The sequence below is a fragment of the Stutzerimonas stutzeri genome, from assembly GCF_002890895.1.
Lineage (GTDB): Bacteria > Pseudomonadota > Gammaproteobacteria > Pseudomonadales > Pseudomonadaceae > Stutzerimonas > Stutzerimonas stutzeri_AB.
In genome coordinates this window covers 57,139-70,036 of sequence record NZ_POUL01000003.1, presented here as the reverse complement: position 1 = coordinate 70,036, position 12,898 = coordinate 57,139, and the positions used below count along the sequence as shown (strand labels likewise).

Here is a 12,898-nt window from a genome sequence, read left to right as displayed (position 1 = left end):
ACTGGGCTGGCTTGCAATAAAAACGCGCCTCATCTGGCACATTGTCATGGGCACATCCCCAACGCGCTGAGCCGGCAGCAGCCGGATGAATCGCGCCTTCAAAACAAAACCCCGCCAATCGGCGGGGTTTTGTCATATTGCAAGATTATCCGAGGCTCACATTCGAACCGGATCGACTCCGATCACTCAGGCTTCTTGCGGACGTACAGCACCAAGTTGTGATCCACCAGGTCGTAGCCATGGCGCTTGACGATCTCCTTCTGCAGCTTCTCGATCTCCGGATCAAAAAACTCGATCACATCGCCGCTGTCGACGCACACCATGTGGTCATGATGGCCACCGTCAGCCAGCTCGAACACGGCATGGCCGCCATCGAAATTATGCCGAACCACAAGACCGGCTGCCTCGAACTGGGTCAGCACGCGGTAAACAGTTGCCAGACCGACATCCTCGCCGGCCTCCATCAATGCCTTGTAGACGTCCTCTGCGCTCATATGGCGACGATCAGTGGTATCCAGCATTTGCAGGATCTTGACCCGTGGCAGGGTTACTTTGAGGCCAGCTTTGCGTAGTTCGCTATTTTCAACCATGGTGGGCTTTCTCGCTGCTGCTGTTTCGCAGCCTCCTTCAATACGGGTATGATCCGGGCTTTGCCCAGCCAAGATAGTGGAAGTCACCTACCGATGCAAAACACCAAGCTCATGCTGTCCAGCCTCACGCTAGTGGGCCTGTTCGCACTCGCCGGTTGTTCATTCCCCGGGGTTTACAAGGTCGACATTCAACAGGGCAATGTCGTGACTCAGGACATGATAGACCAGTTGCGCCCCGGAATGACCCGATCACAAGTGCGGTTTATCATGGGCAACCCGCTGATCACCGACACGTTCCACGCTAACCGCTGGGATTATCTGTACAGCATCCAGCCCGGCGGCAGAGAACGTCAGCAGGAGCGCGTCAGCCTTGTATTCAATGCTAACGACCAGCTCGCTGGTCTTGCAGGCGACTTCAAGCCCGGCGTGAGCCGTGACGAAGCCATTCTGGGGACTGATCTACCGGCAAGCACCGAAGACCCTGTCAGTACCGAACCAGAGGCTACCGCTCCTGGCTCTCTGCTTGAACAGATCCAGCGCGACGTAGATGCGGCAGAGCCCGTTCCGGTGCCTACTCCAGGCAGCCTGGACACAAACTAAGCGTTAACCGAACACCAGAAAAGGCCCGGCATGCCGGGCTTTTTCTCGTTAATGCCAGCTTCATGTGACCGCTTCACCTGATTCCCCGGCCTTGTTTTGTGCAGCCTTCGCCGCACGCTGCTTGCGAACTTCTTTCGGGTCGGCGATCAGTGGCCGATAAATCTCAACTCGCTCCCCCTCGACAAGCGTGCGCTCGTCCGGCTTGGATACCGCCTTGCCGAAGATGCCCAACGGCGACGTTGCCAAATCCAGCCCCGGAAAGTAGCCATCCATTCCCGAGCGCAGCGCTGCCTCTCGGACGCTGGTGCCCTGAGGAACGGCCAAGCGCAGCAACTTCTGCTTGTCCGCCAGCGCATAGACGACCTCAACCGCGATCATCGGCTTATCCATAAAGCTGCTTCGCCCTGTCACAGAACGCATCGACCAACGTATTAGCAGCCTGATTGAACAACGGTCCCAAGGTGGCACGAACCAACGGCCCGGCGTAATCGAAGGTGAGATCAAGACTGATCTTGCAGGCCTTTTCACCCAACGCCTTGAATTCCCAAATACCATGCAGATGACTGAAAGGCCCCTCTTCCAGCGACATCTCGATTCGCTTACCTGCCTGCAACTCATTGCGCGTGAGGAAGCGCTGGCTCATGCCAGCCTTCGCCACCGTCATGCTTGCGTGCATCTGTGTGTCACTGCTGGACAGCACTTCGGTTGCCGAACACCAGGGCAGAAACTTTGGATAGCTGGCTACATCATTGACCATGTCGAACAGCGCATGAGCCGGATAGGGCAGCAGCGCCGAACGTTGAATATGCGTCGTCATTCAGTCCCTTCTACTTCGTCAGTCGACAATCAGCAGCCGGAGCCTAGGCCGACAGCCGCTCACCGAGAGCAAGCGTAAAGCTCATACCTGCTACGCAGCAGGTGTTTGAGCATGAACAAACGTAAAGTTGGCCATTGTCGAGGATAAGCGCACCCCTCTCAAGTTTCGCACCGTCGCACCACGCAGGTTATCGCCAGCCGCAACGGGACTCCCTATAATGCTCACCCTATGGCCAAACAGAAGAAACAGTCCCCCGGGACCATTGCGCTGAACAAGAAAGCGCTACACGACTACTTCATCGAACAGAAATTCGAGGCGGGCCTCGTGCTGGCCGGCTGGGAAGTGAAAAGCCTTCGAGCTGGAAAAGCCCAGCTGGTGGACAGCTACGTCCTTCTCAAGGATGGCGAAGCATGGCTGATGGGCTGCCACATTACGCCTCTGACCACCGCTAGCACCCATGTCATTGCCGACCCGACCCGCACCCGCAAGCTGCTGCTCAACAAGCGTGAACTGGGCAAGTTGTTCGGCGCCGTGCAGCAGAAGGGTTACGCCTGTGTGGCGCTGTCGATCTACTGGAAAAAGCATTTGATCAAGTGCGATATCGCGCTAGGCAAGGGCAAGAAGGAGTTTGACAAGCGCCACACCGAAAAAGAGCGCGACTCTGATCGAGAGATTCAGCGCGCCATGCGCACCAAGGGCAAGGAAGACTGACCCTCGGCGTATCGAGCGGAACCCAGCCGCTCGATCTAGCTTTTCAACCCACCACCGCGCCAGCCCTGCTAATTCTTTTCGGGGTGCGCCTGACGCCGCTGCGCACGCGCCAACCGTTGAGCTTCCTGCTGCCCTTCCGCCAGAACTTCTTGGACATAGCTAATGTGGTGATGAATGACATCCCTCGCGTCGTTCGCCCGCCGCGCGATGATCGCATCGTATAGCTCCTGATGCTGATTCATCAGCATGTCGCGGGTTTCGCTGCGTAACGCGTACATACCGCCGATATTGGTCACTACGTTGCGTTTGAGCAGATCGAACAGACCCCGAATGGTATGCAGCAGCACTGCATTGTGACTGGCCTCGGCAATCGCCAGGTGAAAGCGCGCGTCAGCGGCGCCCTCCTCGGCACGGGTAACCACCCCTTCGCACGCATAGCAATCCTGCAACGCCGCAAAGGCCTCTTTCAGGCGTTGCCTGTCCACTTCAGTTGCGCGCAAGGCGGCGTAATAAGCGCAACTGCCTTCCAGCGTATGGCGAAACTCGAGCAGGTCACGCTGCGCATCAGCGTTGTTTTCGAGCAGATGCAGCAGCGGATCACTGAAGGTCGACCCGAGGGACTCGGCAACGAAATTGCCACCACCGTGACGACTGACCAGCAAGCCCTTGGCCGCCAGCTTCTGGATCGCTTCGCGCAGCGACGGACGTGATACTCCAAACTGTTCCGCCAGCACCCGCTCGGCAGGCAGCCGCTCCCCAGCCTTGAGCGTCCCCTCGAGGATCATGGTTTCGAGTTGCTCGACGATGTTATCCGCCAGCCTCCGCTGGCGCACCACTCCCACTTCCATGACGCCTCTCGATTGGTTTGACCACTGTATTGGGAAGCAGCGTAGCCAGCCGCTAGGTCCACCGCAATAACCGCCGCCGCGACCAAAGTCTATAGCTTGCTAATTGACGCAGTGCCGACAGAACTCTTACGCTGGCCGGACCCTACTGTAAATTGGTATTACCACTTTACAGATAGAGTAACCAAACAAGAAGAGGACTAGTTAATGCGGTCTCCGTTTATCTGCTCATCACCGGTCCGCCCGGGCCCCCATTCGCTCATTTCGACCCTGGGAGCCTGACATGTCTACCGGACTGCTCGCCCTGTTTGCCTTTACCCCGATCCTGCTGGCCGCCGTTCTGCTGATTGGCCTTCGCTGGCCGGCCAGCCGCGCCATGCCGGTTGTGTTCTTGTTCACCGCAGCCATTGGCTTGTTCATCTGGGACATGAGCTTTACCCGGATCATCGCCTCAACCCTGCAAGGCCTGGTGATCACGCTGGGACTGCTGTGGATCATCTTCGGCGCGATCCTGCTGCTGAACACGCTCAAGCATTCGGGTGGCATTACCGCCATTCGGGCCGGTTTCACCACCATTAGCCCGGACCGTCGAATTCAGGCCATTATCATTGCCTGGTTGTTCGGCTGCTTTATCGAAGGTGCCTCTGGCTTTGGTACTCCCGCAGCAATTGCAGCACCGCTGCTGGTTGCGGTGGGCTTCCCGGCCATGGCAGCGGTCCTGATGGGCATGCTCGTGCAGAGCACGCCTGTGTCCTTTGGCGCGGTCGGTACGCCGATCATCGTTGGTGTGAATAGCGGACTCGACACCGCCTCCCTCGGCGCACAACTCGCCGCGCAAGGTTCCAGCTGGCCGATCTTCCTGCAGCAGATCACCAGCAGCGTCGCCATCACCCACGCCATTGTCGGCACGGTCATGCCACTGATCATGGTCTTGATGCTGACGCGCTTCTTCGGCAAGGAAAAAAGCTGGAAAGCCGGATTCGAAGTGCTGCCTTTCGCACTCTTCGCAGGCCTAGCCTTCACCCTGCCCTATGTCGCCACCGGTGTATTCCTTGGCCCTGAGTTCCCGTCGCTGCTGGGCGGCCTGGTCGGCCTGGCGATCGTCACCACCGCCGCGCGCTTCAAGTTTCTGGTGCCGAAAACCAATTGGGATTTCGCTGCCGCGAAAGACTGGCCAGCGGAATGGATCGGCACTATCGAGATGAAGCTAGACGACCTCGCGGCACGCCCGATGAGCGCTTTCCGCGCCTGGCTACCCTACATCCTGGTCGGCGCAATTCTGGTGATCAGCCGTGTCTTCCCGCAGGTCACCGGCGCGTTGAAATCCGTGTCGATCGCCTTCGCCAACATTCTCGGCGAGACCGGCGTCAGCGCCAGCATCGAGCCGCTGTACCTGCCTGGCGGGATTCTGGTTGCCGTTGTACTGATCACCTTCTTCATCCATGGCATGCGCGCCGCCGAACTCAAGGCTGCAGTGAAGGAATCGAGCAGCGTGCTGCTCAGTGCGGGGTTCGTGCTGCTGTTCACCGTGCCAATGGTGCGCATCCTGATCAACTCGGGTGTCAACGCTGGCGACCTGCCAAGCATGCCCATCGCCATGGCGCGCTATGTGGCTGACAGCGTAGGCGGCATCTACCCGCTGCTGGCCCCTACTGTTGGCGCGCTGGGAGCATTCCTTGCTGGCTCGAACACTGTCAGCAACATGATGTTCAGCCAGTTCCAGTTTGGTGTTGCACAGTCGCTGGGCATTTCCGGCGCGATGGTCGTGGCCATCCAGGCCGTGGGTGCCGCCGCCGGCAACATGGTGGCGATCCACAACGTGGTTGCCGCCTCGGCCACTGTCGGCTTGCTGGGTCGTGAAGGCGTCACCCTGCGCAAGACCGTTTGGCCTACGCTGTACTACGTGCTGGCCACCGGCCTGATCGGGATGATCGCGATCTACCTGCTTGGCGTGACGGACCCGCTAGTCGGCGTCTAACGCAGCCTATGACCATTGCCCCGGGAAACACTCGGGGCAATGGCGTTTGGAATCATGTCCTGACCTCTCCATCGCCCGACCCGGTGATCAGGACAGCTGTAAATCGAACACCGCCTTCGTCGATGACGGGCGCTCCGAGACTTATCTCGTTTCAGTCGGTGAGAACATAAGATGATCATTTCTGCTTCCACGGATTACCGCGCTGCCGCAAAACGCAAACTCCCGCCGTTCCTGTTTCACTACGTCGATGGCGGCGCCTACGCTGAGTACACGCTGCGGCGCAACGTCGAGGATCTGGCAAGCATCGCCCTGCGCCAGCGCGTGCTGCGCAACATGTCGGAACTCAGCCTGGAAACCCAGCTGTTCGGCGAAACCCTGTCGATGCCGGTTGCCCTCGCCCCGGTCGGCCTGACCGGCATGCTCGCTCGCCGTGGTGAAGTGCAAGCCGCTCGTGCGGCTGACAAGAAAGGAATTCCCTTCACCCTGTCCACCGTATCGGTCTGCCCGATCGAGGAAGTCGCACCGGCAATCAAGCGGCCGATGTGGTTTCAGCTCTATGTGCTGAAGGATCGCGGCTTCATGAAGAACGCGCTGGAGCGTGCCAAGGCCGCCGGCGTTACCACACTGGTTTTCACCGTCGATATGCCCACCCCCGGCGCGCGCTACCGCGACGCGCATTCCGGCATGAGTGGCCCCAACGCCAACGTACGTCGCATTCTGCAGGCCATGACACACCCCTTCTGGGCCTGGGACGTCGGACTGCACGGCAAGCCGCACGACCTCGGCAACATCACCACCTACCGCGGACACACTACCGGGCTGGAAGACTACATCGGCTGGCTTGCCGCCAACTTCGATCCATCGATTTCGTGGAAGGATCTGGAGTGGATCCGCGAATTCTGGGATGGCCCGATGGTGATCAAAGGTATTCTGGACGCCGATGACGCCCGCGACGCCGTGACCTTCGGGGCCGACGGCATCATCGTCTCCAACCACGGCGGGCGTCAGCTCGACGGCGTTCTGTCCAGTGCACGTGCGATGCCGGCGATTGCCGACGCGGTCAAAGGTGACCTGAAAATCCTCGCCGACTCGGGGATCCGCAGCGGGCTTGACGTTGTGCGCATGATCGCCCTCGGCGCGGATACCGTGCTGCTCGGCCGCGCCTTCGCCTACGCGCTGGCGGTGGACGGCGAAGCGGGGGTAAGCAACCTGCTCGACCTGATCGAAAAAGAAATGCGTGTTGCGATGGTGCTGACCGGCGCCAAGACCATCAGCGAGATCAGCACGGATTCGCTGGTACGCGAGGTTGATCACTATCAGACCAGCCGCCACGTCGACTGAGCCTGGCTGATCCCATCGAGAAGGCCGCCGGCACTCGCCGCGGTCGCTACCTCCCGGAGCCCGAAATGAACGCGTCTGCCGCTCTACCGACCGACTTTCTCGCCGCTGTCGAAAAGCTGATTCCGGCTGAGCGACGCTTCGACGACCCTCTTTCAACGCTGGCCTTTGGCACAGACGCCAGCTTCTACCGGCTGATTCCCAAGCTGGTGGTACGGGTCGAGTCCGAGATGGAGGTGGTGGGACTGCTCAAGCTGGCTCACAGCCAACGGGTACCCGTTACCTTCCGGGCGGCGGGCACCAGCCTATCCGGCCAGGCGATTTCCGACTCGGTACTGATCGTACTGGGCGACAACTGGAACGGTCGCGAGATACGCAACGGCGGCGAGCAGATACGCCTTCAGCCCGGCGTAATTGGTGCCAATGCCAACGCCATACTGGCGCCGCTCCAGCGCAAGATCGGCCCTGATCCGGCCTCGATCAATGCCGCAAAAATCGGTGGCATCGTCGCCAACAACTCGAGCGGCATGTGCTGTGGAACAGCGCAGAACAGCTACAAGACCCTCGCCGGCCTGCGCCTGGTGCTTGCAGATGGCAGCGTCGTCGACAGCGAAGACGCTACCAGCGTCGAAGCTTTCCGCCAAAGCCACGCAGCGATGCTCGACCAGCTCGCCGAACTCGGCCGCACCACCCGCGCCAACACCGAACTGGCGGCGAAAATTCGCCACAAGTACCGGCTGAAGAACACCACTGGCTTCTCGCTCAATGCGCTGGTCGACTACGACGAGCCACTCGACATCCTCAACCACTTGATGGTCGGCTCCGAAGGCACACTGGGTTTCATCAGCGCAGTGACCTACGACACCGTGCCCGATCACCCGCACAAAGCCAGCGCGCTGGTTGTCTTTCCCGACGTAGAAACCTGCTGCCTCGCCGTACCCGTGCTCAAGCAACAGCCGGTGTCGGCAGTGGAGCTGCTTGATCGCCGCAGCTTGCGCTCGGTGGAGAACAAGGCCGGCATGCCGGAGTGGGTCAAGCAACTGTCGGCCAATGCCTGCGCGCTGCTGATCGAATCCCGCGCAGCCAGCGGGTCGCTTCTGCACGAGCAAATCAACCAGATCATGGTCTCGATCGCTCATTTCCCGGTGGAGAAGCAGGTCGATTTCAGCGAAGACCCGGTCGTCTACAACCAGCTCTGGAAGATCCGCAAGGACACCTTTCCCGCGGTCGGTGCGGTGCGTCAGACCGGCACGACGGTGATCATTGAGGACGTCACTTTCCCTATCGAGCGCCTTGCCGAAGGGGTCAATCGGTTGATCCAGCTGTTCGATAAGCACGCCTACAGTGAGGCGATCCTGTTCGGCCATGCCTTGGAGGGCAACCTGCACTTTGTCTTCACCCAGGGTTTCGACGATCCACTGCAAGTCGCACGCTACGAAGCCTTCATGCAAGACGTCACCCAGCTTGTGGCCGTTGAGTTCGGCGGCGCGCTGAAAGCCGAACACGGTACCGGCCGCAACATGGCGCCCTTCGTCGAACTGGAATGGGGCAACGATGCGTACCAACTGATGTGGCAGATCAAGCGTCTGCTAGACCCTCAGGGCATCCTCAATCCCGACGTAGTGCTCAGCGAAGACCCACAGATCCACCTCAAACATCTCAAGCCAATGCCGGCTGCCGACGAAATCGTCGACAAGTGCATCGAATGCGGCTTCTGCGAACCGGTCTGCCCATCTAATGGACTGACCCTGACGCCGCGTCAGCGCATCGTCGTCTGGCGCGACATTCAAGCGAAAAAGCGCGCTGGCATCGACACAAGCGAACTCGAGCAACTCTACGACTACCAGGGCGTCGAGACCTGCGCTGCGACCGGGCTATGCGCACAGCGCTGCCCGGTAGGCATCAACACCGGCGACCTTGTGCGCAAACTTCGAGGGCGCAATGCGGAAAGTACGCGGGCCGCCACCTGGCTGGCCGAGCATTTCCGCACCGCCGTGCAGGGCGCGCGGTTCATGCTGCATGTCGCCAATGGCGCACACCTGCTCATGGGCACGCGGCTGCTCAGCAAGACCTCCGCTGCGCTCACCAATGCCAGCAGAGGTCGCGTGCCCTTGTGGACCCCCGCCACACCGCAGCCGCTGCAGCGGCTCCATCTGCCCAAGCCATCGTCCCAGGACCAACGCCCGAGGGTGGTTTACCTCGCCGCCTGCGTCTCGCGCGCCATGGGTCCCGCAGCTCGCGATCAGGAACAGGAACCCCTGCTCGACACCACCCGCACCCTTCTGGAGAAAGCTGGTTACCAGGTCATCTTCCCCGATGAGCTGAACAACCTCTGCTGCGGCCAACCGTTCGCCTCCAAAGGCTATGCAGAGCAGGCCGAGCAGAAGCGTCAGGAAACACTGGACGCCCTACTCAAGGCCAGCCGCGGCGGGCTTGACCCTATCTACTGCGACACCAGCCCCTGCACGCTGCGCCTGGTTCAGGACCTGGCGGACGATCGCCTTCAGGTTTTCGATCCGGTGCGCTTCATCCGTGCGCATCTGATCGACAAGCTGGACTTCGAGCCGCAGGACGGGCCGATTGCCGTGCACGTCACCTGCAGCACCCAACACCTCGGCGAAGCCCAAGCGCTGATTGATATCGCACGCCGCTGCGCCAAAGAAGTGGTCGTGCCAGAAGGCATCCATTGTTGCGGCTTCGCTGGCGACAAAGGCTTCACCACCCCCGAGCTCAACGCCCATGCCCTGCGCAGCCTGAAAGACGCCGTGCAAGTCTGCGAAGAAGGCATCTCCACCAGCCGAACCTGCGAAATCGGCCTGTCACAACATGGCGGTATCGACTATCACGGACTGGTTTATCTGGTTAACCGAAACAGCCGAGCCAGAGCGGCCGCAGCGCCCTAGTGAGCGGCGCCCGGCGAAGACGACGACATACGTAAATGAAACGCTTCAGCGCAGCCGCAGTCGGAAGTTAGGAGCCCAGTTTCAACAGAGGCTCACCCGCCTCGGCGCCGCCGCGCAATTGCAGAAACAGGCAGGCCCGCCGGGAAGTTAACTCCCTGGAGGACTTTATGAAGAAATTTGCCCTACTTGCCGCCGCAGCTCTGATCGCAAGCCCTGCCGTGTTTGCCGACGATAAAAACCTGTGTCAATTGAACATGCAGGAAATCGAAGACGACATGGCCACCAACCGAGCCACCCTCGGTGAGCCGGCGCGCAGCGAAGTGCAAGAACTGATCAAGCAGGCCCGCGAAGCGCAGCAAGCTGGCGACGTTGAAAACTGCATCGTTCATACCACCCAGGCTTTGCGCAAACTCGAAGGTCCTGGCAGCTCCGGCAGCACAGGCACCAGCGGCACTGGCTCGGGCACCGGTAACTGATACGCCCGCGAGGCAAGGCCGCCAGCAGTTGGCCTTGCCGATTCTCGGTTTACCCTTGATTTTCAACGGGCTGCCCTAATTAAGAAGATCAAGCGTTCGACGCAGCCAAACCTTATGGCGTACACTGCGCAACACATGAGGCAGCAACACGCTTCATGGGGCCGATTAGGATTCGACGCCGGTAACAAAACTCTAGGTGCATGCCGAGTTGGTAACAGAACTCGTAAATCCACTGTTGCAAACTTATAGTTGCCAACGACGACAACTACGAAGGGTACGCGCTAGCCGCCTAACCTTCATCTGGTCGCTTCGGCGCCAGCGGTCACTAGGGGATGCCTGTAAACCCGAAATGACTGTCAGATAGAACAGGATCGCCGCCAAGTTCGCTGCAGACGTAACGGCTAAAACTCATGCAGCTCGCTCCAAGCACCCTGCCAATCGGGCGGCGCGGAGTTAACTCAATAGATTTGGCTACGCATGTAGTACCGACAGTGGAGAGCTGGCGGACGGGGGTTCAAATCCCCCCGGCTCCACCAAATAGCTGTTTAGACCTGTCTCAGACAGTCTACGAAACACCTCAAGAAGCCCGCCCCGTGCGGGCTTTCTTGTTTCTGGCTGTATTTGCCTGTCTACGTCTCTAACTTCCCTTCGTGTATCCAGCTGTGTATCCCCAAGGTTAATGACATCCGTTCGCTGCACCTTCGAATGCCGAATGAAAGTGTTGGTTCTCAGCATGAGAGATCAGCCGGCGCGACTTGATCCTTTTCAGTCGTGCTTTGCACCGAAGCGGCGCTGGCTCACGTCACTCGTGCACGCGGGTCGCGCCCACGCCTAGATGCGCGGCTAGTCGGCATATGGGGATCACATCAGCCAGTCAAATGCGCCGCCGGCTGCCGCCAAGCATCAAGGCGTGATAGCGACAGGCGGTCCGAGAAGGCCGCCAACCGCGGCAAATGCATCTCTTCGGGAAGCGGTCACTCACGTTCTCGTCAGCGGGCAGTCCTGCCCGCTGCGAGATGGCGCCTATCGCCTAGAGGCCCTTGCCCAGCATGGTGCCGTTGACGATTTCACCGTAGAGGTTCACGCCATCGTTGGCGTGGTACTTGTCGCGGGTCTTTTCGACCGAACCGTCGATCAGCCGCGGATCCTGGGGCCGTTCGTGGCTGTTCATAAATGCGGCCACGTGCCAGGCGTCCTCATCCGACAAACTGCCGCCCTTGCCCAAGGGCATGTTCTCCTTGATGAACGCGGCGGCAGTGTTTATCCGGTGCATGCCTGCCCCCCAGTTGAACGAGTCAGCGCCCCAAAGGGGTGGGAACACATAATCGTCACCGGACTTCTGCCCTTCCCCGTTCTGCCCATGACATACAGCGCATTGGGCCGCATAGACCTGCTCGCCCTTGGCCAGGTCATAGCCGTTTTCAGGTTTTGGCACTTCCGGATAGGCACGACCGGGGAGCTCCTGACCAGTCGGGGCACCGGTAGCGAGCCAATAGGAATAGGCCGACAGTGCCGCGATCACCGGTCCGTCCGCTTCTGGGGCCTTGCCGTTCATGCTGAATTGGAAACACCCCTGTAGCCGCTCGGCGTAGCTGTTGACCTTGTTGTTTTTCTTCCGGTACGCCGGATACATGGTGTATGCCGCCCACAGTGGAGCGGAGTTGGCTTTGCGGCCCTGCTCAAGGTGACAGTTCGCGCATGCGAGGCCGTTGCCCACGTATTCCGTAGCCCGGTTTTTGGTATCGACAAAGATGGCGCGGCCTTCCTGCACCAGCTTTCCGTAAGCATTGTCGGGAAGTTCGCTCTCCTGGGGTGGCTGAAAGTAGCGGCTGCTGGCCGTCTCACCCGCCCCGGTGAGAATCTGCGACTGATCCTCCATCACGATGTCATCGGCATAGGCTGGTGCGGCCAGGGCGATCAACAGCAAGGCGCTGGTTTGAGTGTTCATCTTGCTGCTCCTTGGTCGGTCAAACCGGCGAAGTACGCCGAGACGGCCTTGATCTCGTCGTCGCTCAGGCTACGGGCGATATGCCCCATCAGATCGTTGGGATCGTTCTTGCGCGTGCCTTGACGCCAGGCGGTCAGCTGCGAGGCAAGGTACTGCGCGGACTGTCCCGCCAACGGTGGAAAGGCGTCGCCGACACCCACTCCGCTGGGGCCGTGGCAGGCGACGCATTCAGGGATGTTGCGCTCCCAGGCCCCACGCAGGGCCAGCGTTTCACCTGGGCCTTCGGCCGCCGCAGTACGGCCGACCCGTTCCACCTGCGGTCCCGGCTTGTCAGCCAGCATCGCCGTGACTGCGTCCGCTTCCTCGGCACTCAGGGCAGCAGCAATAGGCTGCATGACGGGATTGGCGCGTGCGCCAGAAGCGAAATCGGCCAGTTGCTTTCTCATGTAACCAGCCGGGAGTCCGGCAAGCCTGGGAAAGCCAGCTGCCGCCATTCCCTCGCCCTCGACTCCGTGGCAGGTGACGCAAGCCATGGCGGCAGGATTGGAGCCGCCCTTGGTATAGACAACCGTCGAATCGGCGGCATGGGCGGGCAGAAAGGCTGCTATCAGCACTCCCGTCAGCGGCCAGTGAGCGATATTCATAAAGCCTCCAGATCGTTTTTTATAGTTTTGGCAGCAGGCAGTACTGTT

Annotated in this window: 12 protein-coding genes and 1 other RNA gene; 7 read left to right on the top strand and 6 right to left on the bottom strand. The window is 60.1% G+C overall.

Annotation, left to right across the window (positions count from 1 at the left end; all coding sequences use genetic code 11):
• Positions 1-182: 182 nt before the first annotated feature.
• Positions 183-590 (bottom strand): ferric iron uptake transcriptional regulator, encoded by a 408-nt coding sequence (gene fur, locus CXK96_RS05985; RefSeq protein ID WP_045429745.1) that lies wholly within the window; start codon positions 588-590, stop codon positions 183-185.
• A 93-nt stretch (positions 591-683) separates the two neighbouring features.
• Here fur and CXK96_RS05980 point away from each other — a divergent pair, with 93 nt between their 5' ends.
• On the top strand, positions 684-1,190 hold the full coding sequence (locus tag CXK96_RS05980; protein ID WP_102835580.1) for an outer membrane protein assembly factor BamE: 507 nt from the start codon (positions 684-686) through the stop codon (positions 1,188-1,190).
• Positions 1,191-1,250: 60 nt separating this feature from the next.
• Here the strand turns inward: CXK96_RS05980 and CXK96_RS05975 are convergent, their stop codons facing one another.
• A complete protein-coding gene (locus CXK96_RS05975; RefSeq protein WP_102835579.1) occupies positions 1,251-1,580 on the bottom strand; it encodes an RnfH family protein in 330 nt (109 codons plus the stop codon).
• Positions 1,573-2,007: a type II toxin-antitoxin system RatA family toxin gene (locus CXK96_RS05970; protein WP_102835578.1), complete on the bottom strand. Its 435-nt coding sequence runs from the start codon at positions 2,005-2,007 to the stop codon at positions 1,573-1,575. The genes CXK96_RS05975 and CXK96_RS05970 overlap by 8 nt, the downstream gene beginning before the upstream one ends.
• Before the next feature lie 228 nt (positions 2,008-2,235).
• Between CXK96_RS05970 and smpB the strand changes: the two genes are divergently transcribed.
• Entirely contained in the window at positions 2,236-2,718 is a 483-nt protein-coding gene (gene smpB, locus CXK96_RS05965) for an SsrA-binding protein SmpB (protein ID WP_019340344.1), read from the top strand.
• A gap of 68 nt (positions 2,719-2,786) precedes the next feature.
• Here smpB and CXK96_RS05960 read toward each other — a convergent pair whose 3' ends face one another.
• Complete coding sequence (locus CXK96_RS05960) at positions 2,787-3,566, bottom strand: GntR family transcriptional regulator (protein WP_102835577.1); 780 nt, start codon at positions 3,564-3,566, stop codon at positions 2,787-2,789.
• Positions 3,567-3,846: 280 nt separating this feature from the next.
• On the opposite strand from CXK96_RS05960, the gene CXK96_RS05955 reads away from it, so the two are divergent.
• From CXK96_RS05955 to ssrA, 5 genes are all read left to right on the top strand, one after another.
• Positions 3,847-5,541, top strand: a complete 1,695-nt coding sequence (locus tag CXK96_RS05955; protein ID WP_102835576.1) for an L-lactate permease — start codon at positions 3,847-3,849, stop codon at positions 5,539-5,541.
• A 171-nt stretch (positions 5,542-5,712) separates the two neighbouring features.
• Positions 5,713-6,882, top strand: coding sequence for an FMN-dependent L-lactate dehydrogenase LldD (gene lldD, locus CXK96_RS05950; RefSeq protein ID WP_102835575.1), 1,170 nt, complete (start codon positions 5,713-5,715; stop codon positions 6,880-6,882).
• A 65-nt stretch (positions 6,883-6,947) separates the two neighbouring features.
• Positions 6,948-9,782, top strand: a complete 2,835-nt coding sequence (locus tag CXK96_RS05945) for an FAD-binding and (Fe-S)-binding domain-containing protein (RefSeq protein ID WP_102835574.1) — start codon at positions 6,948-6,950, stop codon at positions 9,780-9,782.
• Positions 9,783-9,949: 167 nt separating this feature from the next.
• A complete protein-coding gene (locus tag CXK96_RS05940; protein ID WP_064481622.1) occupies positions 9,950-10,258 on the top strand; it encodes a hypothetical protein in 309 nt (102 codons plus the stop codon).
• 157 nt (positions 10,259-10,415) lie between these two features.
• Positions 10,416-10,794, top strand: a transfer-messenger RNA (tmRNA) gene (ssrA, locus tag CXK96_RS05935).
• Between the two features lie 494 nt (positions 10,795-11,288).
• On the opposite strand, the gene CXK96_RS05930 is transcribed toward ssrA, so the two are convergent.
• Together CXK96_RS05930 and CXK96_RS05925 are read right to left on the bottom strand one after the other, a co-directional pair.
• A complete protein-coding gene (locus CXK96_RS05930; RefSeq protein WP_102835573.1) occupies positions 11,289-12,206 on the bottom strand; it encodes a c-type cytochrome in 918 nt (305 codons plus the stop codon).
• Positions 12,203-12,850, bottom strand: a complete 648-nt coding sequence (locus CXK96_RS05925) for a c-type cytochrome (protein ID WP_102835572.1) — start codon at positions 12,848-12,850, stop codon at positions 12,203-12,205. The genes CXK96_RS05930 and CXK96_RS05925 overlap by 4 nt, the downstream gene beginning before the upstream one ends.
• Between the last annotated feature and the right edge of the window lie 48 nt (positions 12,851-12,898).